The 23,616-nt window shown below is 44.7% G+C and carries 27 protein-coding genes; 9 read left to right on the forward strand and 18 right to left on the reverse strand.

The window, feature by feature from the left end; genetic code table 11:
* The first annotated feature begins 179 nt into the window (after positions 1-179).
* A complete protein-coding gene (locus LHL20_RS07515; protein WP_226432860.1) occupies positions 180-548 on the forward strand; it encodes a YbaN family protein in 369 nt (122 codons plus the stop codon).
* A 12-nt stretch (positions 549-560) separates the two neighbouring features.
* Here LHL20_RS07515 and LHL20_RS07520 read toward each other — a convergent pair whose 3' ends face one another.
* The 16 genes from LHL20_RS07520 to LHL20_RS07595 form a co-directional block, all read right to left on the reverse strand.
* The gene (locus tag LHL20_RS07520; protein ID WP_226432861.1) at positions 561-1,727 is read right to left on the reverse strand and encodes a hydroxymethylglutaryl-CoA reductase; all 1,167 of its coding nucleotides are present in this window, start codon (positions 1,725-1,727) and stop codon (positions 561-563) included.
* Between the two features lie 194 nt (positions 1,728-1,921).
* Complete coding sequence (locus tag LHL20_RS07525; RefSeq protein WP_226432862.1) at positions 1,922-2,569, reverse strand: hypothetical protein; 648 nt, start codon at positions 2,567-2,569, stop codon at positions 1,922-1,924.
* Positions 2,570-2,776: 207 nt separating this feature from the next.
* Positions 2,777-3,376 (reverse strand): tetratricopeptide repeat protein, encoded by a 600-nt coding sequence (locus tag LHL20_RS07530; RefSeq protein WP_413228886.1) that lies wholly within the window; start codon positions 3,374-3,376, stop codon positions 2,777-2,779.
* A gap of 121 nt (positions 3,377-3,497) precedes the next feature.
* Positions 3,498-4,343, reverse strand: a complete 846-nt coding sequence (locus LHL20_RS07535) for an SDR family oxidoreductase (RefSeq protein WP_226432864.1) — start codon at positions 4,341-4,343, stop codon at positions 3,498-3,500.
* 45 nt (positions 4,344-4,388) lie between these two features.
* Positions 4,389-5,069: a TenA family transcriptional regulator gene (locus tag LHL20_RS07540; RefSeq protein ID WP_226432865.1), complete on the reverse strand. Its 681-nt coding sequence runs from the start codon at positions 5,067-5,069 to the stop codon at positions 4,389-4,391.
* 3 nt (positions 5,070-5,072) lie between these two features.
* A complete protein-coding gene (locus LHL20_RS07545; RefSeq protein WP_226432866.1) occupies positions 5,073-6,596 on the reverse strand; it encodes an AMP-binding protein in 1,524 nt (507 codons plus the stop codon).
* Positions 6,586-7,338: a thermostable hemolysin gene (locus LHL20_RS07550; RefSeq protein ID WP_226432867.1), complete on the reverse strand. Its 753-nt coding sequence runs from the start codon at positions 7,336-7,338 to the stop codon at positions 6,586-6,588. Before LHL20_RS07550 ends, LHL20_RS07545 begins: the two co-directional genes overlap by 11 nt.
* A gap of 152 nt (positions 7,339-7,490) precedes the next feature.
* Positions 7,491-9,191, reverse strand: a complete 1,701-nt coding sequence (locus LHL20_RS07555; RefSeq protein ID WP_226432868.1) for an ArnT family glycosyltransferase — start codon at positions 9,189-9,191, stop codon at positions 7,491-7,493.
* Entirely contained in the window at positions 9,188-9,880 is a 693-nt protein-coding gene (locus tag LHL20_RS07560) for a TVP38/TMEM64 family protein (RefSeq protein WP_226432869.1), read from the reverse strand. Before LHL20_RS07560 ends, LHL20_RS07555 begins: the two co-directional genes overlap by 4 nt.
* Positions 9,870-10,607, reverse strand: a complete 738-nt coding sequence (locus LHL20_RS07565) for a glycosyltransferase family 2 protein (protein WP_226432870.1) — start codon at positions 10,605-10,607, stop codon at positions 9,870-9,872. Before LHL20_RS07565 ends, LHL20_RS07560 begins: the two co-directional genes overlap by 11 nt.
* A gap of 83 nt (positions 10,608-10,690) precedes the next feature.
* Positions 10,691-11,386, reverse strand: coding sequence for a hypothetical protein (locus LHL20_RS07570; RefSeq protein ID WP_226432871.1), 696 nt, complete (start codon positions 11,384-11,386; stop codon positions 10,691-10,693).
* On the reverse strand, positions 11,383-12,147 hold the full coding sequence (locus LHL20_RS07575) for an FTR1 family iron permease (RefSeq protein WP_226432872.1): 765 nt from the start codon (positions 12,145-12,147) through the stop codon (positions 11,383-11,385). The genes LHL20_RS07570 and LHL20_RS07575 overlap by 4 nt, the downstream gene beginning before the upstream one ends.
* Complete coding sequence (locus LHL20_RS07580; RefSeq protein WP_159623940.1) at positions 12,137-12,502, reverse strand: cupredoxin domain-containing protein; 366 nt, start codon at positions 12,500-12,502, stop codon at positions 12,137-12,139. Before LHL20_RS07580 ends, LHL20_RS07575 begins: the two co-directional genes overlap by 11 nt.
* On the reverse strand, positions 12,486-13,775 hold the full coding sequence (locus LHL20_RS21175) for an ATP-binding protein (RefSeq protein WP_226432873.1): 1,290 nt from the start codon (positions 13,773-13,775) through the stop codon (positions 12,486-12,488). Before LHL20_RS21175 ends, LHL20_RS07580 begins: the two co-directional genes overlap by 17 nt.
* Before the next feature lies 1 nt (position 13,776).
* Positions 13,777-14,442: a response regulator gene (locus tag LHL20_RS07590; RefSeq protein ID WP_226432874.1), complete on the reverse strand. Its 666-nt coding sequence runs from the start codon at positions 14,440-14,442 to the stop codon at positions 13,777-13,779.
* 80 nt (positions 14,443-14,522) lie between these two features.
* Entirely contained in the window at positions 14,523-15,434 is a 912-nt protein-coding gene (locus LHL20_RS07595; RefSeq protein WP_226432875.1) for a hypothetical protein, read from the reverse strand.
* Between the two features lie 268 nt (positions 15,435-15,702).
* Between LHL20_RS07595 and rplM the strand changes: the two genes are divergently transcribed.
* From rplM to LHL20_RS07630, 7 genes are all read left to right on the forward strand, one after another.
* Entirely contained in the window at positions 15,703-16,131 is a 429-nt protein-coding gene (gene rplM, locus LHL20_RS07600; RefSeq protein WP_014948329.1) for a 50S ribosomal protein L13, read from the forward strand.
* A 12-nt stretch (positions 16,132-16,143) separates the two neighbouring features.
* On the forward strand, positions 16,144-16,536 hold the full coding sequence (gene rpsI / locus LHL20_RS07605) for a 30S ribosomal protein S9 (protein ID WP_014948330.1): 393 nt from the start codon (positions 16,144-16,146) through the stop codon (positions 16,534-16,536).
* Between the two features lie 438 nt (positions 16,537-16,974).
* Complete coding sequence (gene petA, locus LHL20_RS07610) at positions 16,975-17,607, forward strand: ubiquinol-cytochrome c reductase iron-sulfur subunit (protein ID WP_159623936.1); 633 nt, start codon at positions 16,975-16,977, stop codon at positions 17,605-17,607.
* Position 17,608: 1 nt separating this feature from the next.
* Positions 17,609-18,874 (forward strand): cytochrome b, encoded by a 1,266-nt coding sequence (locus LHL20_RS07615; protein ID WP_226432876.1) that lies wholly within the window; start codon positions 17,609-17,611, stop codon positions 18,872-18,874.
* Entirely contained in the window at positions 18,871-19,605 is a 735-nt protein-coding gene (locus tag LHL20_RS07620) for a cytochrome c1 (RefSeq protein WP_159623934.1), read from the forward strand. The genes LHL20_RS07615 and LHL20_RS07620 overlap by 4 nt, the downstream gene beginning before the upstream one ends.
* A 111-nt stretch (positions 19,606-19,716) precedes the next feature.
* A complete protein-coding gene (gene sspA / locus LHL20_RS07625; RefSeq protein ID WP_012517332.1) occupies positions 19,717-20,349 on the forward strand; it encodes a stringent starvation protein SspA in 633 nt (210 codons plus the stop codon).
* Positions 20,346-20,822, forward strand: coding sequence for a ClpXP protease specificity-enhancing factor (locus LHL20_RS07630; RefSeq protein WP_198814515.1), 477 nt, complete (start codon positions 20,346-20,348; stop codon positions 20,820-20,822). Before sspA ends, LHL20_RS07630 begins: the two co-directional genes overlap by 4 nt.
* A 165-nt stretch (positions 20,823-20,987) precedes the next feature.
* Here LHL20_RS07630 and LHL20_RS07635 read toward each other — a convergent pair whose 3' ends face one another.
* Together LHL20_RS07635 and LHL20_RS07640 are read right to left on the reverse strand one after the other, a co-directional pair.
* Entirely contained in the window at positions 20,988-21,827 is an 840-nt protein-coding gene (locus LHL20_RS07635) for a spondin domain-containing protein (RefSeq protein WP_226432877.1), read from the reverse strand.
* An 11-nt stretch (positions 21,828-21,838) separates the two neighbouring features.
* A complete protein-coding gene (locus LHL20_RS07640) occupies positions 21,839-22,654 on the reverse strand; it encodes a spondin domain-containing protein (RefSeq protein WP_226432878.1) in 816 nt (271 codons plus the stop codon).
* A gap of 208 nt (positions 22,655-22,862) precedes the next feature.
* Here LHL20_RS07640 and LHL20_RS07645 point away from each other — a divergent pair, with 208 nt between their 5' ends.
* The gene (locus tag LHL20_RS07645; RefSeq protein ID WP_226432879.1) at positions 22,863-23,600 is read left to right on the forward strand and encodes a response regulator transcription factor; all 738 of its coding nucleotides are present in this window, start codon (positions 22,863-22,865) and stop codon (positions 23,598-23,600) included.
* Positions 23,601-23,616 lie beyond the last annotated feature (16 nt).

The following is a 23,616-nucleotide window of genomic DNA, read 5'->3' on the forward strand; positions in this document are numbered from 1 at the left end:
GTATTAGCGATTTCTTTTACTGTTTGATTTGTCGCAATGCACACAGCAGTGAAATAAGCTATGGTTAACAATGTACTCGTAAAAACACTTTGTATTGCAGCAAGTTGGCAATATCGTTATAAAAAGTTAAGGGCAAGCTGTTGCTGCAGTGAATGGCATATTCTTGGTATGTAAAGTCTATGAGAAAACCGTTTTATCTTTTGTGTGGTTTTGTACTTACTTCACTTGGAGTGGTTGGCGCATTCTTACCTGTTATGCCAACAACAGTGTTTCTTATCGGCGCACTTTATTGTTTCACACAGTCTTCGCCGCGCTTGGAGTTATGGCTAGTAAGTCATCCTCGATTTGGTCCCTCTTTGCAGGCGTGGCGGCGTCATGGTGCGATTTCTAAAAAAGTGAAGTGCATTGCCTGTTGCAGTATGTTGTTAAGTTTCGCGGGGCTGTGTTTATTTGCTTCTATGCCGTTACTTGCTTATATCTGTGTTGCAATTTTTATGGGATGCGGCGCGTATTTTGTACTCACGCGCCCAAGTCTTGTTGTTCATTAGCGAGCAACGGTGTTATCGATTTCGACCTAAGCGTTCATGGCTACTCACCCATTCATCTGCAACGACGGCGGAGCCTAACGACAGGTCACCACACAACACCGTGGCGGCTACAATTTCTGCGAGCTTGTTTACACTGCCTTTGCCGCTACAGCCTAAAACGCTAAGGCATTCATTTTGAGTGGCAAGGCCCGTCCCCCCACCATAAGTGGCGACGATCAAAGACGGGATCGTAACTGAAAAATAGTAATCACCTTGGGGCGTAATTTCTGCAAAGGTAAACCCGGCAGAGGACTCCGCAACGTTCGCCACATCTTGACCGCAAGCAATAAATAGCGCGGTGACACCATTTGCAAAATGAGCACCATTACTCACACTTCCCGCCATCATGGCCCCCATATTGGAGTACTGGCGCTGCTTATAAAGCGCTTCTGGCGTACAATGCATTATATCGGTAACCAGCTGACGAGGCAGGGTCACTTCAGCGACTACTCGTTTCCCGCGAGTATGCAGTGAGTTAAGGTGAGAGTGCTTTTTATCTGTGTCTAAGTTCGCAGCTAGCACAAAGTGATCAATGGGGGCAGGGTAATTCGCCATGATCCACTCACAGCCCGCTTTAGTGGCTTTACTTACCATGTTTTGGCCTGCGGCATCACCACAGGTAAAGTTAAATCGTAACCAACGTAGCTTAGACACTGCGTGCTGTTCGATGTCGCGCAAGCGCCCAACGCTTGTTGTCGCATCACACGCTGCTTTAATGCTTGAAAAATGTTGTTTTACCCAGCTACCAAAAGCGAGTGCTTCGCGAGCGTCTTTAAAGGCAAACATAGGAGCGCGCTGCATGGCGTCATCAATTACTGTGGTAGTAACACCTCCGGCTTCACGCGTAAGGCGCATGCCACGGCTATAACTGGCAACCAAGGTACCTTCTGTAGTGGCCATAGGCACATAAAACTCACCGTTAGCGTGTTCTCCATTTATGTGCATAGGACCGGCAAAGCCCACTGGTATTTGTGCAATGCCCGTGAAGTTCTCAATATTTCCTTCAAGCGTTTCTTCTGGCACAGAGTAGTGCCCAGTATGGGTCAATGCTACACCTGTCTGAGCTTCGATAAAGTCGCGACGCGTTTGACTCATTTGTGCGCTGTGATCATTACTGTTTGTACGTGGGATCTTTGCCATCTGCTTATTCCATTTACATACACTGTACTCATAGTAGAAGTGAAGTGGATAGAAGAGAAGCGATTGACTTTTATACACATAGATAAGTCGTGTGAATAAATTGTTAATGATGGTGGCTGGCGCGTTATGCGCGCCAGTTTACAAAACTGATATACCTATAAAGCGCATTACTTAAAAGGTAACTGAGAGTTTAATTAGAGTTTAGTGCTCAGCTTTTCTTGTAGCTTCGCAATTTCTTGTCGCCGCATTTTGTCGGCCAAAGGTCGGTTTGGTTTTTCAGGGGCATTTTTTGCTATATCAAGGTGTTTTTGTGCTTCTTTAAACTCTTTTTCATCAAATAAAAATTCTGCGTAAAAAAAGTTCTGATCCATACCTTGGGGGTTTACCTCTAAAGCGCGTTTAAACAAAGCTTCTGCTTTTTTATCACTACCAAAACTGACAGGCCACCCCGGCACTTTATGATAAAGCGCGGCTAAAACGGTAAGTGCAGTACCTTCCAATACACGTTCATCTTTTTCAATAGCTTTCTCTAGGTTGTCTTTGGCGCTTTCTGCATAGTCCAATGCGCCCAACCCGCCTTTGGCACTTGCTGTACTTGATTGCGAAATGGCTAGCCACGTAAGTGCTTGCGGACTGTTTGATGTCAGTTCGGTTAAATTCTTGGCTTGGTCTATAAGACGTAAAAACGCGTCAAGTTGTGCATCGCCTTCCATCTCATAGTTTACTTTTGCCCATTGATGCTGAAGAGACAATAAAGGTGCCCCTTGGTCCTCGCCATGTGCCATAAGTGATAGCGATGCAATACCTAAGAACCCCAGGCGTTTTAAATACGTTGTTAACATGAAAACGTTCCTTAAAAGAATAAAAGGTGATGAAAAAGTGCGCTAAATGCGCCTAAGTTCTTTGAAAGAGCGGTAATTTAGCGATTCTTTAAAAGAAAAGCGACTATGTCTTGCCATTAACGTTGATAATGCTGATGTGAAGCGTACTGAGAGAGGTAACACGCTCGCAATAGCAGTATTGCGAGCGCTTTGAATTTAAGGTTGCTATTAGCTTTTTTGAGCTAGCTTGGCTTCAAGTCGAGAAATTTCTTGTCTTCTTCCTAAATCTGCAAGTGGACGCTCTGCTCTTGCTGGGGCTTGTTTTGCTTTATTGGCATAAACGCGTGCTTGAGCATACTCACCATTGTCATAGAGAAATTCGGCATAGAAATAATTGGGGTCAATCCCATTTGGGTTTATTTCTAACGCGTGTTTCAACAACTTTTCGGCTTTTTTGTCATTGCCAAAGCTAATCGGCCAACCAGGTAATTTATGATAGAGCACACCTAAACTTGTCATGGCTGAACCTGCTAAGGCATTTTCGTCTAATCGCATGGCCTGTTCAAAGCTCTTGCGCGCGGCTTTGGCATAATCTAAAGCGCCTAGCCCGCCTTTAGCGCCTGCAGTGCTTGATTGAATAATTCCTTGCCATATTATCAACTCTGGATTGTTGGGATCTTCACTGACAAAAAACTTCGCTTTTTCAATAAGCGCGGCAAATGCTTTTTCTTTCTGCTTTTCCTCTACTTCGTAGTTGATGTGTGCCCATTCATGCTGAAGCATAGAGAGGGGAGATTGTATCTCTTGTTGCACTGAAGAAGGCGACATATCGCTTGCTGACGGCCTTGTGTTATCTTGCGCAAGTGCATAACTCATTGCGCCTAAAGATAATGTAATAAGCGTCATTCGGGTTACAGTAGTTAAATGTTTCATAATGTTCACTCCGGTGTTAAACCAACTTACTGGATAAGTCGTTGGCATTTGTCACAGTATCGATGTGCGTGTTCTGCTCACTTTTGCTGAATGTGTGGCGTTTAATAATGGGTAGCTTTTTGGCTAATGCGTTATCGACAATATTGGGTAAAATGGCATTTAATTTGGCGAAAAAGCGTTCTGCAAAGCCAATGCTTAGTCGCGCTTTGTTTTGCTCGAGCGCTTTAACAAGTGCTTGTGCTACAACATCGGGTGTATCAACGTGATTACCCAGTGCGTTATTGAGCGCTACCGCTCTCTCGTCATTTATCGCCGTAGATGTTGCTCTTGGTGCTACATAGTGAAATCGAATATTACTGTTGTGATATTCACGATGAAGGGCCTCAGTCCACCCTTTAAGCGCAAATTTGGTTGCGCAGTAGGTGCTATGCGCAGCAAAACCAATACTGCCGAAAGCAGAGCCAATATTGACGATATGCGCATGAGGGCGTCGCTCTAAAAGGGGAAGCAGCGCTTGGGTTAGCAGCATTGGAGAGAGTAGGTTAGTAGTCACCACTGATTCGATAGGGGCATCACTGAATTGGCCGACATGGGTTGTGCCAGCATTGTTTATCAGCATACTCACTGGTAATCGCTCGCACGTGTGAATCAGTTTTTCTCTGCCTTCACAATGCGAGATATCCGCCGCTACAATGGTATGTTGATGTTTGAGCGACTGTTGCAGCTGTTTGAGTTTTACTTCATTTCTGCCCGTTAAGATGAGATGAGCACCTTTCTCATCAAGTGCTTTAGCAATGGCATGTCCAATGCCGCCACTAGCACCTGTTACGAGTATTACTTGATTTTGCCATTGAATAGTCATCACGCTTTACCTTGAGTTAACCCTATAAAAAGAGTGCTACACACGTTACGCAATCTGTGCAATAGGACGTAAACCGTGCTCAGGAGTAAGTTCACGGAAAATATCCCCATACAAGCGATAAAACATTTTGGCGCTGTGAATGATCATGGCTTGTTCTTGAGGGTTTACTATTTGGTTCATTAACCCTTCAAAGAAAACGATGTGCTCTTGGTCAAGCGCACCATGTGAGGTTAAATACTTAAACGCAGATCTAGGCAGTGATAGTTTATCTTTAATTTGCTTTGCTGCAGCATCTGCCAGCGCAATACTAGTGCCTTCGAGTACAAACACCATGCCGAAAAAATAAAGTGGATTTTTGCGTGCAATGGCATCAAACGCATAAGCGACCATAAGTTCAGTCGCAGGTGCAGGTTGTCCATTTCGAGCTTGTTCCTTATCGACACCACACGCAGCTAAGTCGTTTAAAATCCACTCTTGATGACCCATTTCTTCTTCAATATATTCGCCAATGGCTTCACGCAGCCACTCTTTGTCTTCGCTTAATTTAGCGCCTGTAGCCATAAGAAGCGGTACAGTAAATTTAACGTGGTGATACGCTTGTTGAAGAAACGCAATATAATCGTCAAGGGAAAAGTCGCCATTAAAACAACGTTGAATTATTGGTGCCTGTAAAAACAGGTTTCTAGCTTGCTCAGTACTTTCTTGAAGTTGTTGATAAAAAGACATTATTTACTCTCCAAAGGTGATCGTTTGAGTCGCACAAGATTCAGGATGCGTGCAGGTTTCAGTGTGCGAGATAAATTGAGGGTCGCGATACAGCGCAGCTATTGTGCCGCTGTAGTGCGTAATCACATCGTCGCGCTTAATCTTGCCAGTTTGGGTTAACAACCCGTTTTCTGGCGTAAATGGCGCAACCACATCAAAGTTTTCTATTTGGGCATAGTCGGGCAATTGTTGGTTAATCAACGCAATGGCTTTATGTATTCCATCAATGGATATGTGAGGCGATGCAGGGACAAGCAAAGCAACACAGTGTGGACGAGCTTCACAGAAGACGACCACTTGGCGCAGTACGCCACTTCCCATCAACAGAGACTCAATCCATTCAGGCGATACGTTTCTACCTGCGCTGTTCACCATGATGTTTTTCTTGCGGCCACTGAGAGTTAAGACGCCATCCTTTATCACACCTAAGTCTCCGGTTCTGACGTGCGCGGGGTAAAAGCTTTCTACTTGATTGAGGTATCCCAAAAAGTGGTTGCCAGTTATTACCACTTCGCCTTTATCTATATGAAGTGTGTTGTGCCCGAGTGCTTTTCCTGCCGTGCCTACTACATTGCATTGCCCCGTGTTAAGCGTAGAGACTGAAACGGCTTCTGACAGACCATAGCCTTCATAGACTGGTAGGCCTTTAGCTTGTGCTTGTGCCAGTAGCACAGGTGATACATGTGCACCGCCTACGGCGATAAACGACAACGACGAAGGTGGGACCCAACCTTGTGAGCAGGCATGAAGCAATACCATGAGTAACTCGGGTACTAAAATAACCGACGTTGGTTGGACGCTATCAATTAAGCCAATTAGCGCTTGTGGGTTTACAAGGCGACTACCTTCAAAGCCTCTAGCACTTGCTGATGCAAGTTGCACTGTGCCACCGTGAAGCAATGGGGCATAAACACCGGCGATATTTTCAAGTAACGTTGATAGCGGAAGCAGGCACAAGTGGTTGACATAGTCTTGTTCAAAAGCCTTGCTTATTGACTGAGCAACTTTCCACTGAGATTCACTGGACAAGCACACACCTTTTGGTGCGCCAGTGGACCCCGATGTGAAGGTGATTTTATGAGTGCCGTTGGGCATACACACAGATGTTGTGTCAGAAGTTAGTGCATAGCCAACAATATCGACAGTTTTACACACGCGTTTCATCGTTGTTGACGCGAAAGCAGGGGGCTCTGCATCTGTTAGTAGGTACTCACACTGGCTTTCGCTAAGTATGTGTTGCTGCTGCTGCTCACTAAAAAAGAGTGGGAGAGGCACACAGCACGCTTCAGCTTGCTGGCACGCAAGGTCAGCGACTACCCAAGCGAAACTGTTGTCAAAAGCAATAGCAATACGGCTCACATCATTGGCTGTGATCCAATTTGCGAGTTGCGCGATGGCATCTTTAAGCTCGCGGTAGGTTAACGACTTTCCATGATGCTTCAGTGCAACAGAAGCATCATCACCAGTTAAGTACTTCTCAAGCAACATGAGACGCTCCTTTTTGCGGATAAGCTAAAGCGCTGCGCAGCTGAAGCTCGCTATCAGAGCTTGCGATGAGTCCAACCGCTTGCTGATAGTATTGACGAAGAGAGCTGCTGCGCATGACATGGTGAGTAACTTCTTGAAGAGACAACGCCATAACTTGCGGCGCAGTGTCATAGTAGGTGCCCCAATCATCGCGGTCAGCAGTGAGTCTATTAACGTCAGCGTTCGCTAATGTAGTAAGCGAAATACCTGCACCCTGTAATAGTTGTTGCACTTGAGTTGTTGCACTAAACACAAGATATTTTTTGCCAATTTGCGAGAACAAAAAAAATAATGAAAGTAACAAGGGCAGCGTGTAACGCGATGCGCTACTAAATAAGTTACCTACTTCAACAATGTCGTGTCTTTGCGCAAAAATCTCCTGGGCCTCTAATGCGACTTCAATAGGGCTATCAAGATATTGCTCAATGAAAAGTGCGTGATGCGTATTGTGAGTAGCACTGCACCTAGCGCCAACAGCTGCCTTTATTCCGTTAACTTCAAGTGCAAATAACATAGGCATGAACGAACTAATATGTGCGTCATAGCGGGTGGCGAAACCATTAGCGATAAAGGTTTCAATATTGTGTCTAGCTGGATGTGTAAGGCTGGCTGTAATGAAAGCTAGTGATGGGCGCCGCTTTTCATGTTGACGAGTAGTTTTATCATCACATGAGTTGGGTGCTACTGATAACGTAAGGCTCATACATACACTCTGGTGTTCTTCGATGGTATGAGTATTGATGCGCTACCTTAAGAGAACCTTAAGTTAACGCTTTTTTTAAAATTAATAGATATTTTTTGACTCGCTTTTCGCATTGGTATGCGCGAAAAGCGAAGGCGGTTGTGTTTATTTCCTCAATGGAAGGTAGGTCCGTCTGAAGATAGTGTGCAATTTGAATGCGCAGCTATTGATGGAATGAGTAGCCATTCATCTCGATGTGCAAAACCCAATGGGATTGATTTTTCTAAATCGACACATTGGAAATCATAGTCCTTAGGCGCTAGCAAAAATCGAGAAGGGTGTGCGTTAAGCCACGCCCATGCAGTGCCATTCTCTATGTCTTTTGGAGTATGGTAGCCAAAATGAGTAAGTGAAAATGGCGAAAACAGTAAATACTGTTCCTTAAAGTCAACAATACCTACCATTGATTCTTCTTTTGGGGCAGCCTCGTTTGATGAAAGGTGACTTATTTGCATATGAGCACGATGTAAAAGGTGCGTTGGTGTACGTATATCATTGAGCGCCCAAGCTCCTAGTGTTGATGGGATAACTGTTATCAATATTAACCATGCAACGATATGCTTAGAAAAGCGTAAACCTTGCACTGCGACGGTGAGTGTACCTAGTAGCAAACAAACGGCGGCAAGTGTGTTTATTGTAATTACATCACTGTGATAACGTGAAATTAAAGTACTTACGGTTTGGTCACTGAGTAAAAGCATTGCACCTGCTGCGACTAAAAGCAGTGATGGTACGAGTGTGATTATGCGTCCAATCGTCTCTATGGTTCTTGACATTCCCCCGCGAGATAATAATAAACCTGCAATCATGGCTACTGCCGGAAGTGCGGGCAACACATAAACACCGCGCTTTCCCGGACTATAACTGAAGAATATCACAACTAACACCGCCCAGAATGCTAGTGCGAAGAAGGCAGGATGTTCGTTTAATGCGAGCTTGAGATCTTTTCTTTTTAAGACCAGTACAACAATCGACGGCAACCAAAACAGTGGAATGACTTTTACAATGTAGTAATACCAAGGCTCAATATGATGCCACGCATTTGCATATCGCTGAGCCGTTTGCTTAAGTAAAATGTTAGACAAGTACTGCTGTATCATAGGATCTTGTTGATACACGCCCAAATAAAGCACAGGACCAAGCCAAATGAGTATAACCGATAGCATGATTAAGGGGCCGAATAACGCGCGTTTTTCCCATCGTTTTGATGGAAGTTGGTGCTTAAACGCTAAAAAAGAAAAGGGAATAAAGATTAAAACCGGCAGAAAGCCTACACCCTTAGTAATGATACCAAGGCCCATGGCAGCCCAAGCCATGTAGTACCAGCGCCAGCTTTTTGCGATACAAAAATGGCGCACAAAACCATAAACACCAACCCAGATAAAACATGCTACCAACGCATCAATTTGCGCAAACTTTGCTTGGATCACAAATTGTGGACTTAACAACAACAATAGCATGCTGAATATGGCCGTTTTTTCGTCGGCGAGCGTGCGCGCTAAACGATAAGTAAGTGCCAAGGTTATTAGGCTCGCAATAGCACTTGGTAGAAGCATTGCGACGCTTAAACTGCCTGTCACAAGATAGAGCAGTGCAATACACCACATAAAAATAGGCGGTTTGTCAGGGTAAATTTCTCCACCACGCATAGGAATAAGCCACTGACCACTCGTCACCATTTCTTTAGCAACAAGTGCAAAGCGAGGTTCGTCAGGAGGCCAGGCGTCGCGAACGCCAATGCCTGCAAAAATAATGACTGTTGCAACCACGAAAAGGATGACAGCAGTGCGGTTATGAGCAAACGCAGATGTCATTGCGCCTTCTCCTTTCGCGTATAGCGAGACAACGATAATATCAAAAATACGCTAATGACTAGACCAGCAATGTGAATAGGCTGTTCAACAGTACTGATGTAGCGAGAACCACTTCCTAGCAACGAAAAAAGTACTGTTTGTGGAACAAAGCCTAGGGTACTTGCTGTGATAAAGGGTATGAAGGGCACTCGACATGCGCCTGCAATAACATTGGTTGCAACATTAGAGCCTATTGGAAAAAGTCGAACCATAAGCACAGTTCGAAAGCTGTTATCTACAAATTTTTTTCGCAAAGGCAACAGTCTACTAGCATACCCATTTGTCTTAATGAGCGGTGCAAGCATCTTGTTAAGCGGACCGCGTGCCATTAAATAAGCTGCGCTTGCAGACATACACGTAAGTAATAACGCGACGAAACTGCCTTCAATAGCACCAAAGCCAACCCCGCAAAAAAAGCTAATAGCTTGCCGGGGAATGCCCAGTGTCATTAACACGACAAACGCACCAAGAATCAATAGTACTTCACGCGTACTAAGCTTCGCGATATATGATGTTAGCCAACTCGGATCGCTACTGTGGGCTAGAACGTCAGAAGTTAGCTGAAATGATAAATAGCAAAGCACTGAAATAAATACGAAGCCTATGAAAAAACTAAGGGGCGCGTTAAGCTGAAAATACTTACTTTTCATAAGTGAATGTCTTATTGATGGCGTCGAGTCGACTTCGATACATTAGCCACCTTACTCCGAGCATATCTATAATGCCTGCCCAGCCTCTATTCCAGGCATTATAATTGGACTGTCCTTCAGTACGCGCACGGTGATTAACAGGTACACAAACTATATTGCCACCCAATCGCTTAGTCAGTGCAGGTATATAACGATGCATATGGTCAAAATAAGGAAGCATCAGGAAGGTTGCGCGTGGAAGCAGCTTTAAACCACAACCTGTATCAGGTGTATCATCTTGTAGGATCCACTGCCTTACTCGGTTGGCCACTTTAGACTGCAAACGCTTCCAGTGGGTATCTTGTCTCTTTTGGCGATGTCCAATGACACAAAAATGCGCCCCTTCTTCTTGTGTGGCCATTTCTATGAGTCTTGGAATATCTGCTGGATCGTTTTGTCCATCGGCGTCTAGTGTAACAACCCATTTTCCTTGGCTAGACAGCACACCATGATACACCGAGGTACTCTGGCCGCAGCTATGAGGGTGTGTGATTACTTTGCAACTAAGAGGGAGGGAGTCTGCTAATGACAAAAGCAATGTTGTCGTGTCGTCATTGCTGCCGTCATCGACTACCACTATCTCAGTTTGTTCGGTGTTAACGGATTGTGCAATTTCTCGTAGCAGCAAAGGTAAATTTTTGGCTTCATTTTTTGCTGGGAGTACTACACTGACTTGAATCTGATGCATAGGGATAGAATAGTAAAGTGACTATGCCCAGTACTGTAAAAAGGAAACCTTAAGAAAAGCTTAAGGCTTCTTAATTCTATAAATCAAAATTCATATTCGAGTGACATACGTAATGTATGATCCTTGCTATCGCCATTGAGTCCAGCAATGAAACCGAGCTCCCACTTTAATTGCTTTTGTCTGTCGAAGCGTTTTATGCCCATAAAGGCTGGTCCAACACCTACATAGTCCTCAGCCACATACATCTCAATACCAGGCTGTACTTCTGGGATCCAGCGATAGCGGAACTTTGCTTTGAATTCACCTTCCCACTCGTTGGCTACGGTTTCTCCCCACTCATACACCAAGCTTATATTGGTCGTTAGACTGAACTGACCAAATTCTTTTTCAGTGAGAATGCCCGCTTTCGCTGCCCAGTCATCGGTATTGTGCTGCTTTTCTAATTCAAATAGGGTTCCCCAATCAGCCCAATACCGCCCTTGCTCGGTCACCATCCAACGCAGTTCAAGTTCGTAAGATTCCAAACCAAAATCTTGGTTTTCATCGCGTGCACCTACAACGTAGGCTTCTAATATGACAAATTCAGAAAGCGCATGTCCAAATGAGAAGCGTTGCATTAACACATTCCCGTTGTCATTTTGACGTGAGGTTAGGCGCCATTCGAATTCGCGTTCAAAAGGTAAAACGTAAGGTTGATAGACTCTATCAACGGTGAAATTGTCAGCGCTCGCGGCAAAGCTAGCAAGCACAGAACACATCATCAAAATAATACGTTTCATCGAATACCCTCCACGTGTTGCCACAGTGCAGGAGTGTGCTTTTTCAAAGCCGCAATGGCGTTAGGCACAGCCAAGGATAATAAAAATAACATCATGTAACTCATTGATGGTGTGGCTTCGTAGCCAATTAGGGCGTTCAATAAATGCCCGTATTCGCTGTTATCACTAATAAAGTGACTGCTGTCCCAGATTTGTTTTGACGTAGGCAAGATATCGATTTGTTCAAGGAGAAGGGCTACATTCGCAACTTGCGCGGCCACAAATAGTGTCGTGAAACAAAACATTATTTTGGCGCCTACAAAATGTGTAAGGGCAATGTTTAGCAAAATAGCGATACTAATACTGATCCCCAAGCCAATCGTAGTGCCAAGAATCAGCAACGAACTATCACTATTACGGGTTAGCTCGGACACAAAATACACCATAAAATGTAGGCTGTTAGGAAGTCCAATACCAAGCACAAGTAGTGTAATACCTAAACTTACTGTGCGTCCTTTTGAATATGGGAATATCGCTAGCATACACATACCTAACCATGCACTGACCAATAGCAGAGACTTCAGCAATTCAAACCCTGCACCCTCTGCTAGCTCAGAGATAACGCCAAGATATGAATACATAATAACTGCTGTCACAAGCATTAAACCGACGCGCCATACTAGTGAGACGCGAGGTACACCCGGCAATGCAATGAGTACACAGAGCAACAGAAAGATTGGCAGCGTGTCGCGCAAAAAAAGTACCACGGTATTAATCAGCATCGCGTACCTCTTCATGTGCTTTTACCACAACTTTACCCACAGCACTGTTGGGGTGAAATTCACCAAAGAACGGGTATTCCCCCGGTTTCAAAGGGCCGATGTAAATGCTGCCTTTGCTGTTGGCGAAAATCACTTTTTCTCTGTTAAGCGAAAAACTATCAATTTCCTCTGGCGTATCGTCAAAGTTGATAAACGTAAGTCGTACTTTTTTTCCTGCAGGTACCACAACATTCTGGGGATAAAAAAGGTGGTTTTTTATTTCTATCACCACTTCAGGAAGCGCATATGCGCGAGGAGATGCAAACGAAAACACACCGGCTAAAATAGCGAGAGAAGTTTTAAAGTAAGAGTTCATTGTTAAACTCCACTTTTACTTCAAGGCCGCCTAGTTCTGCATCATCAAGTACAACTTTTGCATCATGCAGAGCAACAATTTGCGAAACTATGGCTAAGCCCAAACCACTTCCTGTCGTCGCTTTGGCTTGGGTAGCGCGGTTGAATCGCTTTAGTACACTTTCTCGTTCGCTACGCGGAATTCCAGGACCAGAGTCAGCGACACTTAATACGACCGTGGAGGCCAGCCTTACTATTCGTACAACTATTTGTGCCCCATCTGGTGAGTAGTTGCTGGCGTTAGTAATTAGGTTCTGTAGCAAGGTGTACAACATGAAGTGAACGCTGTTTAACCAAATCTCATCGCCCTCCAAAGCAATGTCTTGCTGCTTGGCTTCTATTTTTCCATAGAGATCACTAATCACTTCTTGGGCTACAAAATAAAGATTTACCGGCTCTTTTTGCTCTACGAAGGTTTCTGGACTGGTGCGCGTTAGTAGCAAGAATTGGTTTACAGCGTGGATCATTCTGTCTGTATCGCGTTGCAGTGTTTGAAGCTGTTTGCCGTTTTCCCCCAGCTCTTCTGCAATATTATGGATATTGATTTTCATCACACTAAGCGGGGTGCGCAGTTCATGTGCAGCATTAGAGGCAAACTGTTGCTCTCTTTCAAATGCCGCGCTTAGTCGAGTAAACATTGAATTGAGTGTGGATACAACCGGTTTTAATTCGCTTGGCTCTCTATCTAGAGAGATAGTAGAAAAATCATTACCCGTTCGCTTTGCCAGTTGTCGAGAAAGCTGTTTAAGTGGAGAAAGTCCCCAAGTGATCCCTAAAAACAAAATAATGGCGAGAAGGGGGACACTTATTATAAAAGGGGTAATGGAAGCAACCGTGAGCGCATCGGTTAACACAAAACGATTACTCAATGGTTGAGCTACCATGTACCACTTTTCCTCGCTTTGTAAATAAGCGGTATACACACGCCATCGCGTTCCAAGCACATTCTTTTCAGAGAAACCGTTTTTGAATTCAGAAAGCGGTGTTGTTAATGCACTATTTGAGCTCTTTATTAAGGTGTCGTTTTGCCATATCTGAAATAATAAGGTGTGCTCGTTGCCTGATGTTCCGCTATCAAAAGAAGCAATGGCGCTATTTAACGCAGTCAGTTCATTATCCAGTAGGGTAGTGGATATACCTATAGTAGCGCGATAGCCGTGCAGTGCCGCACTAAATACTATAAGCACTAGAGCACTGGTAAGCGTTAAGATAAGAAAGCGACGAATTGACGTCACGTTAGTCTCCAGACTTGGATATACAATATCCAACGCCTCTTATAGTACGAATGAAGTCATCTGGCATTTTCTTTCGCAAATGACTGATATGCACTTCTATTGTGTTACTGGCCACTTCTTCACCCCATTCATAGAGTTTGCTCTCAAGTTGATGTTTACTCAGTATTCGGCCCGCGTTTTCAATCAGCGCTTTTAGAAGCATGAGTTCTCGACGAGGGAGGTGTACGTTGCTTCCATCAATAGTAAGTGTGTGGTGGGTTGTATCAAGACTGACGTTTTTTACTGTAATCACGCTTTGTGAAGCAGTGCCAAGTCGTCGCTCTAATACGCGAAGCCGAGCAAGCAACTCGTCAATTTCAAAGGGCTTAGGAAGGTAATCATCTGCACCTGCATCTAACCCTGATATCTTGTCTGAGGTTTTATCTCGCGCAGTAAGAATCAAAACTGGCAAGGTGGGATTAGTTGTGCGGATACGTTTAAGTACGCTTAACCCATCTTGGTCTGGAAGCCCAAGATCGAGAACGACTATGTCGTTTTGTGCAGCACGGAGCGTATTAAGAGCGCTAGCACCGTCATACACACAATCTATTACATAGTTTGCCTTACTCAATGAGGTTGTGAGTGCACTTGACAATGGCTTGTCATCTTCTACCAACAGTATGCGCATAGTATTCCTACAATAAGTCAGTAAATTAAGGGTATACCAGAATCCTTAAGAAAACCTTAAGGTTTTTACCGAATATTTGCTCAGTTGCTATTCGTTTCGTCGTGTAATGCTTTTATTGCTGAACTTGCATGTTTGTCCCACTGCGCGTAGTCAAGGACATAAGGAATGGCGGGGTTTTTTAAAGTATGGGTTGTTCGTGAGGGTGAATCTACAATTAACGCTGCATGTTCATGACCTTCTTGCGCTTCAAATAATGCCGACAGTTCACCGTTTTCTAACAGGCGTATCAGTCCAATACGCAACCGATTCGCAAGTGCACTATTTTGAGGGCTAACAAAAAAGTACTCGTAACTTGGATATCGAAGAATATGGTTTTTTTCCAATATAATGTTTTTATCAGCGTGACGCGCTAAATCGCGATGCACCTCAATAACGTTGCGGGGAAACCCGTCGACCAAGTCTCTTTCGACCATAGAGAACATCGATTGAAACCATAAACTCCAGTCTTCGCCTGAGACCGTGTAGCCATTATGCTCTAAAATCTCAAGGTCGGGCCAATCATTGCCTTGTACTAGAGTCATTGATTTAAGCTGATTTATATCGATATGGAGAGGAAAGTCCAGTTGACGCTTAGGGTTAATAACCAATACCCGGTGACCGGCAAAACCTTTTAAAAGTGGCAGTTTTATCGCGATAAGTTTTTGCTCTCGAGTGCGATTAGTAACGCTCCACATAATATCGGCATCACCGTTTATTAATGACACCAGTTGTCGACTTTGACTCATAGGGTGGGGATGCGGAGCAATTGATGTTGTCCCGAGTTCAGGCGTAATATTGAGCGCCGCTTGCAAAACAGCAATATGATAGTGCCCGTAGTCACTGTCAGCAAATGCTCGGGTATAGATTATTTCGTCTGCTTCCTTTGCCTGCGAAATACTTATGCACGTTGAAAACAACCATGCACAAAGTGTAATGCAGAAAGCGTTTTTCATTTTTATTTTTGTTTAAAAATACAACACATCAACCCTACACCAATTTTTAAACCAAGTCACCGATGTTCGTTGAAAAATCATCCTATTTTTTTGGTTTTAGGGGTTCGCATTTGCGACAATTCCTGTATAATTCGCGCCCTGCCCAGTTACGCCCACCTTTGGGAAGGTGGAAGAATCAGCCGGCTCGAAGGGGTCATTGTGTTGATTTTAAGGTGATTTCTGGTGTTCAGAAATCAGTAACGACGATATTATTCGGGTGAATTTGAAAATGAAAACTTTTGTTGCTAAGCCAGAAACGGTACAACGTGACTGGTATGTGGTAGACGCCACAGACAAAACTCTAGGCCGTTTGGCTTCTGAAATCGCACTACGCCTTCGTGGTAAGCACAAGCCAGAGTACACGCCTCACGTGGACACTGGTGATTACATCGTAGTAATCAATGCTGAGAAAGTTGCGGTAACAGGCCGTAAAGCGCAAGACAAAATGTACTATGCGCACTCTGGTTACCCAGGTGGTCTTAAAGAGACAAACTTTGAAAAACTAATTGCTCACAAGCCAGAAATGGTTATTGAAAAAGCAGTTAAAGGCATGTTGCCAAAAGGCCCTCTAGGCCGCGCAATGTTCCGCAAAATGAAAGTTTACGCAGGTGCAGAGCACAAGCACACCGCACAGCAACCACAAGTTTTGGACATTTAAGGAGCTATTAACATGGCAGATACTCAATACTACGGCACAGGCCGCCGCAAAAGTTCTACTGCTCGTGTGTTCCTACGTCCAGGCACAGGTAGCATTAAAGTAAACCAACGCGCTCTTGACGAGTACTTTGGTCGTGAAACAGAGTGCATGGTTGTTCGTCAGCCACTTGAACTTGTTGAAATGACTGAAAAGTTTGACGTATACATCACTGTTAAAGGTGGTGGTTCTAACGGTCAAGCGGGTGCAATCCGTCACGGTCTTACTCGTGCTCTTATGGAGTATGATGAGGCTCTACGTCCAGCACTTCGTAAAGCTGGCTTCGTTACTCGTGACGCACGTCGCGTTGAACGTAAGAAAGTTGGTCTACACAAAGCGCGTAAGCGTCCACAATTCTCAAAGCGTTAATTTTTACGCTTTTTGTATTGCAAAAACCCGGCTTATGCCGGGTTTTTTATTATCTCAATCTGCACAACTTCAACGATTTATACCGCTATATACCCCACAGCACTTAGCGCTAGTTAAAATAACAAAGGTTTAATTTCTGCCGTGTTTTACCTCAAAACAACAGCAAAACCTTGATTTGCGGTATTTCCTACTTTGATCTTAAATAAAGTTTTCAATTAAATTGTCGCTTAAATATCAGTAAAACCTTGTGTTTATAAGGGCTTTTCTTTTATCATTTGCGGTCGAAAATTTTGTAAAATTTCGTGAATTCGTAAGCTAGTGAAAATTCACTGTTACGTCGCTTTCATGACAAGCCATATGATGCTACGACACAAGCGAGATAAAACCAGTATAAGCTTGTGTTACACATCATAATTATCCAAACCTGGAGAAATGTGGATGAGCAATGTATCTGTAGATGCAACAGAGTCTGCACAAAACGATAACCAGCCAGAAAACAACACTCGTCGTCGGTTCTTGACCGTTGCCACGTCGGTAGTTGGTGGTGTAGGTGTTGTTGGTGCTGCTGTGCCTTTTATTGCGTCCTGGAATCCAAGCGCCAAAGCAAAAGCGGCTGGTGCTGACGTTGAAGTAGATATCAGCGGGATTGAGCCTGGACAGTTAGTACGTGTAATGTGGCGAAGTAAGCCTGTATGGATTGTACGTCGCACGCCAGAAATTCTTGAAGAACTAGGCACGCACGAAGATAAGCTGAAAGATCCTAACTCTGAAGCTGAGCAGCAACCTACTTTTGCTCAAAACCGTTTCCGTTCAATGAAAGAAGAATACCTCATTCTAGTGGGTATTTGTACGCACCTTGGATGCTCTCCACAGCACCTTAAAGATGGCGCTTTCGAAGAGGTAGTTGAAGGGGTTCCAGATGGTTTCTTCTGCCCTTGCCACGGTTCTAAGTTTGATATGGCAGGACGTGTATTTGAAAACGTACCGGCACCATTAAACCTAGTTGTGCCGCCTTATCAGTTCGTTAATGACACAACTGTTATTATCGGCTCAGAAGCGGAGGTTGTTTAATATGAATGCTTTCCTAGGTTGGATTGAAGAACGCATCCCAATGATGCGCGTAGCAAATATGCACGCTCTTCAATACCCTGCGCCAAAGAACATGAACTTTTGGTATGTGTTCGGTTTCTTGGCAACTATCGTTTTAGTTAACCAAATTATTACTGGTATTTGGTTGACCATGAACTTCGTTCCTTCTTCAGAAGGCGCGTTTGCTTCTGTTGAATACATCATGCGTGAGATCGACTACGGTTGGATTATCCGTTACATGCACAGTACTGGCGCGTCAGCGTTCTTTATTGTGGTATATCTGCACATGTTCCGTGGCATGATATACGGTTCTTATCAGAAGCCACGTGAGCTTCTATGGGTGTTTGGTATGTTTATCTACCTTGCACTTATGGCAGAAGCATTCATGGGTTATGTACTTCCTTGGGGACAAATGTCTTACTGGGGTGCACAGGTAATCGTATCGCTGTTTGGTGCTATACCTGTTGTTGGTCCTGACCTTGTAATCTGGCTACAGGGTGACTACGTTATCTCTGGTGCAACGCTAAACCGTTTCTTTGCACTACACGTTATTGCGCTGCCATTGGTTATTGTAATTCTTGTATTCCTTCACATTATCGCGCTTCACGAAGTGGGTTCTAACAACCCTGATGGTATCGCTATCAAACATAAGAAGGGATCACTACCTGAGTCTGAAAAGACTAAATATGAAATTCACGAGTACTACACAAGCAAGTACGATATTGCTGACGATGTACTACCGTTCTTCCCGCACATCGTGCTTAAAGATCTAGTGGCGTTCTGTGTATTCTTAGCGCTGTTTACCTATGTGTTGTTCTTTGCGCCAGAAATGGGCGGTAAGTTCCTAGAGCACCCTAACTTTGAAATTGCTAACCCGCTGAAGACACCTGCGTATATCTTCCCAGTGTGGTACTTCACGCCGTTCTATGCCATTTTGAAAGCGGTACCGGATAAGCTATTCGGGGTATTAGCAATGTTTGGCGCAATTGCAGCGCTATTCGCTCTGCCTTGGGTTGATCGCGGACGTGTTAAGTCATGGCGCTATCGCTGTGGTCTACACAAAGTAAACCTTATTGTGTTTGCTATTGTGTTTATCTTCCTAGGTTACCTAGGTGGTACGCCACAAGAAAACTGGAAAATCATTGCATCTCAAATCGCGACAGTAATGTATTTCGGTTTCTTCATTGCACTGTTCTTGTACAGCAAAAATGAAAACACTAAACCTGTGCCAGAGAGGATTTCTAAATGAAAAAATTGATGTGCTTTTTAGCCTTCTTCCTACCTGGCGTAGCGCTTGCGGCAGGTGGAAACGTACACCTTGATAAAGCGCCTATCGATTTAACCGATAAGGCGTCTTTACAACGCGGTGCACAATTGTTCATGAACTACTGTTTAGGCTGTCACTCTATGAAGTATCAGCGCTATCAGCGTTCATTCCAAGATTTGGGTATTCCTGATGAATTGGGCCAAGAGCATTTGCAGTTTACGGGTGAAAAGGTTTCTGACTATATTACCCGTGCTATGCCTGAAGAGGCGGCTGCAACATGGTTCGGTGCGGCGCCACCAGACCTTACGCTTGTTGCTCGTGTTCGTGGAGAAGACTGGATTTACACTTACCTTCGCTCTTTCTATGTTGATGAGAGCCGTCCGTTTGGTGTGAACAACACAGTGTTCCCTGAAGTGGGTATGCCACACGTACTTCAACCACTTCAAGGTACGCCAACGCGCACCTATGAAGAGCAAATGGTTGACGGTGAAATGGTTAAGCGTTACGTAGGCATTAAGTCAGATGGTACTGGCGCGATGTCTCCTGACGAGTACGACCAAGCGGTTGCCGATATTGTGAACTTCCTTGAGTACACAGGTGAGCCTTCAAAACTTGAATCTCACAAAATCGGTAAGTGGGTACTTATCTTTATCGCAGTATTGTTTGTATTTGTTTACTTACTGAAGAAAGAATACTGGCGAGAAGTGCACTAATCGCGCAGATTTATGTATAATACCAAAAGGGGGCTTCTCGCCCCCTTTTTTGGCATTTGTAATTCGCTCATTTTAGTGGGCATAAACTTGTTTCTCGACGGAGGAAATTGAATGGCCGTAGCCGCGAATAAACGTTCTATTATGACGTTGTTCTCTGACACAATTGATATTTATAGCCACCAGGTGCGCATTGTGTTGGCAGAAAAAGGTGTGGGTGTTGAAATCAGCTACACAGATCCTAGCAATCTGTCTGAAGATCTGTTGGAGCTAAACCCTTACGGTACTGTTCCAACTCTTGTTGATCGTGAACTTGTACTTTACAAGTCACACATCATTATGGAATACCTTGATGAGCGTTTCCCACATCCACCACTTATGCCGGTTTACCCAGTATCGCGTGGTCAAAGCCGTCTTATGATGCATCGCATTGAGCAAGACTGGTACTCTTTGGCAGCACGTATTTTCCGTGGTGAAGGCGATGTTGAAGCAGCGCGCAATGAATTGCGTGAAGCGCTACTTTCTTTAGCGCCTGTGTTTGGTGAAATGCCTTACTTCATGAGTGAAGAATTCAGCTTAGTTGATTGCTATCTTGCTCCGCTACTATGGCGTCTTCCTGCGCTAGGTATTGAGCTAAATGGTGCTGGCAGTAAAGAGATTAACGCGTATATGAACCGTATTTTCTCGCGCAGCTCATTTAAAGCGTCTTTGACGGACCAAGAGCGTGAGATCCACAACCCGCTATGACATCTATGACGTCAAACCAGCCCTATTTACTTAGGGCTTTTTATGAGTGGATTGTTGATAACGATTTAACACCTTACATTGTAGTTGATGCAACCAATGAGTTGGTGGAAGTGCCGCAGGAATTCGTTAAAGACGGACAAATTGTCTTAAACGTATCCCCAAGCGCATGTGTAAACTTCTCACTTGATGTGGAAGGCTTGTCATTTCAAGCGCGATTTGGTGGCCAACCTCGTCGTTTAAGCATGCCCTGCGAAGCGGTAATGGCCATATATGCACGTGAGAATGGTGCCGGAACTGTGTTTGCCACAGAAGAGGATATTGCGCGTGCACAAGAGGAGCGTCAACAGCAGGAGTCTGATGCACCACAGCCTCAAAGTGGCCCTACGTCACTTGAAGACGCAGATGCAGCAGACAAAGCAGATGCACCTGTGCCACCTAAAAAAGGTAAGCCTACCCTTAAGGTGATCAAATAAATCGATGTAGACTGGTTTCAATATTATGCTGAAGCCAGCTCATTGCATCGCCACTTTTCTGTTTCGCAATGTCTATCTATCTATAAAAAAGCACCCATAGCACGTAGTGCGAGGGCGCCCTTGTCATACACAAATGTCATAATCTGCTAAGCAAACTAATGACAATTAGCGTGTTCGCGTGATCACAACTCTGCTTGTTGGGAAGTCAAAGCGATGCCCTTCAGTTAAAACCGAAGTCGCTAAACCTTCACGGCTGGGATCGGTTGCATTAGCATTGGTAGTAACACCTGTATGCAAACGCACAACATCCGCTAAGTCGTCTCGTACTGGATCATAACCCGCAGCCTCGCCGCCGCCACCTGCTGCACCCGCTGCTGGCCCAGGCATGGTTGCTGCGGTTTCAGTATTTGCCTCTGTTCCAGCGTCCCATGTTACTGTCATAAAGGTTTTACTGTCACCCACCGACATATTGCTAACATCGGCTGCATTTAGCCCTGTGAAGGCATCGTTGGTGTTTACCAGCATCGTGGTTACCGTTAAACGTAAATCGTCAGCATCGAGTTCAGGAACCACCAAGGTGAACATGTCACTGCTCGTTTTAGGTCCTAAAATTCCACCCGAGTTCTGCGCATCCAAGAAATCGGTAGAGTCCATAGCCTCTTCAATCACCATAGCTGGGTTACCGCCTTCGGCCATAACTTCTATGCCCATGCTCGCCGCTTCGCCTTCTGCAAAAGCGTGGTAGCCTGATTCATGAAGAACAATGGCTGCTGGGGCAAACGGCTGTGCATAGGTAAGATTGGTGATTTGGACGGTATATACTGCGGAATTACCGTTAATACCGTCTTGGCCATCTGCGCCGTCTTGTCCATCTGTGCCATCGACACCCGCTTCACCTTGCGGACCAGCAGGCCCTTGGGGTCCTGTATCGCCATCATCGCCACACGCACTGACTAGTGCAGAGAGGATTAGCAGCGTACTGAGTTTTACAATTGGATTTTTCATTCTAACGCTCCTTACGACGCAGGAACCGTAATAACAACACGTGCAACAGGGTTCAACCAGCGGTGTACCGTAGAATCAAGGTCGCTAGCGCCGCCAGCGTTATCAGTATCACCTAGCGCGTTTCTGTGAATATGAACCGGGCCGTCTTCACCATCTTCAACTTCCCCATTAACAACTTGTGCACCTACACCTGTACCACCGGTACCCAAATCAACAATACGAGTTGGGGCACCACCACCCGCTACGCCAGGCAGACCATAGCCACCTAAGGCGTTGCCTGTACCCGCTTCAACTACATCAGTGCGTGCACTGTTCAACTCATCATTTAACTCTGTACCTGCATCATAGGCATTAAGATAGTAAGTATAAGTGCCAGGCTCTGTGGGGATTTCTATACTGTCCATACCAACAAATGCATCGTTAGTTGGGATCAACATCGCCAATAGCGAAAGGTATGGCTTATCCATAGTATCGAACGGATAGCTAAGTGTCGCACTAGGCGCCAGAAGACCACCAAAACGGTGCCATGTATTTGAGCCATTATCCGTGTCTACAGGGCCAAGAAGCGCTTCAAAGTTAGCGCCACTTGAATCTTCATTTTGCTCATCGTCGATAACGCCAGCCTCTGCAAGCCACGCTAATGCAGTTGATGCAGGCTGACCCACTTCAAACGCATCTACCGTGTTGTCATGGGCAATAACCAGTCGAGGGGTAAAGCTTTGTGCCTGCGTTAAATTGGTAATTTCAACATCGACAGTCACTGCGTGGCTGAATGAAGCCGCGGCTAACGATAGCAGGGTAGCGCTAGCAAGTTTGGTAAATTTCATTTTTTTGTCCTTGTTTTGACCTAAAAGCGCATAAAAATGTAGGTCAGCAAAATGCACATTTCATCACAGAAGTATTACAAAAAGGACACAGATCTCTGTCGCCTTAAAAACGAAGTACTAAAGTAGAATGAACAATTTTTTAATAGAAAGTGGAATAATTTTAAGCAACCTCCGGTCTTGATTGTTAAGGGCAAAATAGGAGCTAGCTATGATCCTTGTAATCTATAGTGACAACCAGTTTCAGCAAATCATTACGCAAAGCTTGAGCAAGCATGGATTCTTGCATGACGTGGTTTCAAATTATCAAGCTGCACTGTCATTACTTGATGCTCAGCACTATTCACTCGTCATCGTGCAGTCCCACGCGCAACAGTCTTGCTTAGACCGTATTGAACGTTTGGTATTACAAAACCCAGACAGTTGGATTATGGCCGTTGACGGTCAGCAAGTAACTAACGTGAGTGCTGATGAAGCGGATTATTTTGAGGTGGGCGTCGATGATTACCTTGGAGGCGCATTCAACGAGCGTGTGTTTGTTGCTCGAATTCGTTCGCATATGAGAAGGAGTATGCCGAGCCTTGACACAAGCCTTCAAAAAAACGCAGACAACAGCATTCAAGCTGGGCCCTTTAAAGTTGATTTACGCTATCACAGCGTTACGTTAAACGGACAAGCCCTATCGTTAACTGCCAGAGAGTTTACCCTTATTAACTACCTCTGCCGTCACCCAAATCAGGTTTTTTCGCGCAATCAGTTGTTGAGTGACGTATGGGGCTACAACCATGAAGGGTATGAGCATACCGTTAACACCCACATCAATCGATTGCGTAATAAGTTAGATAATGTAGCCAGTATAGATAACGGCGCACAGCTCGTTGAAACCGTGTGGGGTGTAGGATATAAGTTAAATTTAACCGGCTACGTCGACAAAGCACTCAGTGCGTAATGTGTATTTCGCTGAA

This window comes from Alteromonas sp. McT4-15 (assembly GCF_020515205.1).
In the GTDB taxonomy this organism is placed as follows: Bacteria; Pseudomonadota; Gammaproteobacteria; order Enterobacterales; family Alteromonadaceae; genus Alteromonas.

Bases quoted from the DNA above. Each gene is read 5' to 3' on its own strand.
- LHL20_RS07630 (WP_198814515.1), top strand. From the start codon at position 20,346: ATGACATCTATGACGTCAAACCAGCCCTATTTACTTAGGGCTTTTTAT.
- LHL20_RS07575 (WP_226432872.1), bottom strand. From the start codon at position 12,147: ATGCTGATTAATACCGTGGTACTTTTTTTGCGCGACACGCTGCCAATC.
- LHL20_RS07635 (WP_226432877.1), bottom strand. From the start codon at position 21,827: ATGAAAAATCCAATTGTAAAACTCAGTACGCTGCTAATCCTCTCTGCA.
- LHL20_RS07545 (WP_226432866.1), bottom strand. From the start codon at position 6,596: ATGTTGCTTGAGAAGTACTTAACTGGTGATGATGCTTCTGTTGCACTG.
- LHL20_RS07595 (WP_226432875.1), bottom strand. From the start codon at position 15,434: ATGAAAAACGCTTTCTGCATTACACTTTGTGCATGGTTGTTTTCAACG.
- LHL20_RS07530 (WP_413228886.1), bottom strand. From the start codon at position 3,376: ATGTCGCCTTCTTCAGTGCAACAAGAGATACAATCTCCCCTCTCTATG.
- LHL20_RS07565 (WP_226432870.1), bottom strand. From the start codon at position 10,607: ATGCATCAGATTCAAGTCAGTGTAGTACTCCCAGCAAAAAATGAAGCC.
- LHL20_RS07615 (WP_226432876.1), top strand. From the start codon at position 17,609: ATGAATGCTTTCCTAGGTTGGATTGAAGAACGCATCCCAATGATGCGC.
- LHL20_RS07535 (WP_226432864.1), bottom strand. From the start codon at position 4,343: ATGACTATTCAATGGCAAAATCAAGTAATACTCGTAACAGGTGCTAGT.
- LHL20_RS07525 (WP_226432862.1), bottom strand. From the start codon at position 2,569: ATGTTAACAACGTATTTAAAACGCCTGGGGTTCTTAGGTATTGCATCG.
- petA (WP_159623936.1), top strand. From the start codon at position 16,975: ATGAGCAATGTATCTGTAGATGCAACAGAGTCTGCACAAAACGATAAC.
- LHL20_RS07515 (WP_226432860.1), top strand. From the start codon at position 180: ATGAGAAAACCGTTTTATCTTTTGTGTGGTTTTGTACTTACTTCACTT.
- LHL20_RS07540 (WP_226432865.1), bottom strand. From the start codon at position 5,069: ATGTCTTTTTATCAACAACTTCAAGAAAGTACTGAGCAAGCTAGAAAC.
- LHL20_RS07560 (WP_226432869.1), bottom strand. From the start codon at position 9,880: ATGAAAAGTAAGTATTTTCAGCTTAACGCGCCCCTTAGTTTTTTCATA.
- LHL20_RS07640 (WP_226432878.1), bottom strand. From the start codon at position 22,654: ATGAAATTTACCAAACTTGCTAGCGCTACCCTGCTATCGTTAGCCGCG.
- LHL20_RS07590 (WP_226432874.1), bottom strand. From the start codon at position 14,442: ATGCGCATACTGTTGGTAGAAGATGACAAGCCATTGTCAAGTGCACTC.
- LHL20_RS07520 (WP_226432861.1), bottom strand. From the start codon at position 1,727: ATGGCAAAGATCCCACGTACAAACAGTAATGATCACAGCGCACAAATG.
- LHL20_RS07550 (WP_226432867.1), bottom strand. From the start codon at position 7,338: ATGAGCCTTACGTTATCAGTAGCACCCAACTCATGTGATGATAAAACT.
- sspA (WP_012517332.1), top strand. From the start codon at position 19,717: ATGGCCGTAGCCGCGAATAAACGTTCTATTATGACGTTGTTCTCTGAC.
- LHL20_RS07580 (WP_159623940.1), bottom strand. From the start codon at position 12,502: ATGAACTCTTACTTTAAAACTTCTCTCGCTATTTTAGCCGGTGTGTTT.
- LHL20_RS07570 (WP_226432871.1), bottom strand. From the start codon at position 11,386: ATGAAACGTATTATTTTGATGATGTGTTCTGTGCTTGCTAGCTTTGCC.
- LHL20_RS07555 (WP_226432868.1), bottom strand. From the start codon at position 9,191: ATGACATCTGCGTTTGCTCATAACCGCACTGCTGTCATCCTTTTCGTG.
- rpsI (WP_014948330.1), top strand. From the start codon at position 16,144: ATGGCAGATACTCAATACTACGGCACAGGCCGCCGCAAAAGTTCTACT.
- LHL20_RS07645 (WP_226432879.1), top strand. From the start codon at position 22,863: ATGATCCTTGTAATCTATAGTGACAACCAGTTTCAGCAAATCATTACG.
- LHL20_RS07620 (WP_159623934.1), top strand. From the start codon at position 18,871: ATGAAAAAATTGATGTGCTTTTTAGCCTTCTTCCTACCTGGCGTAGCG.
- rplM (WP_014948329.1), top strand. From the start codon at position 15,703: ATGAAAACTTTTGTTGCTAAGCCAGAAACGGTACAACGTGACTGGTAT.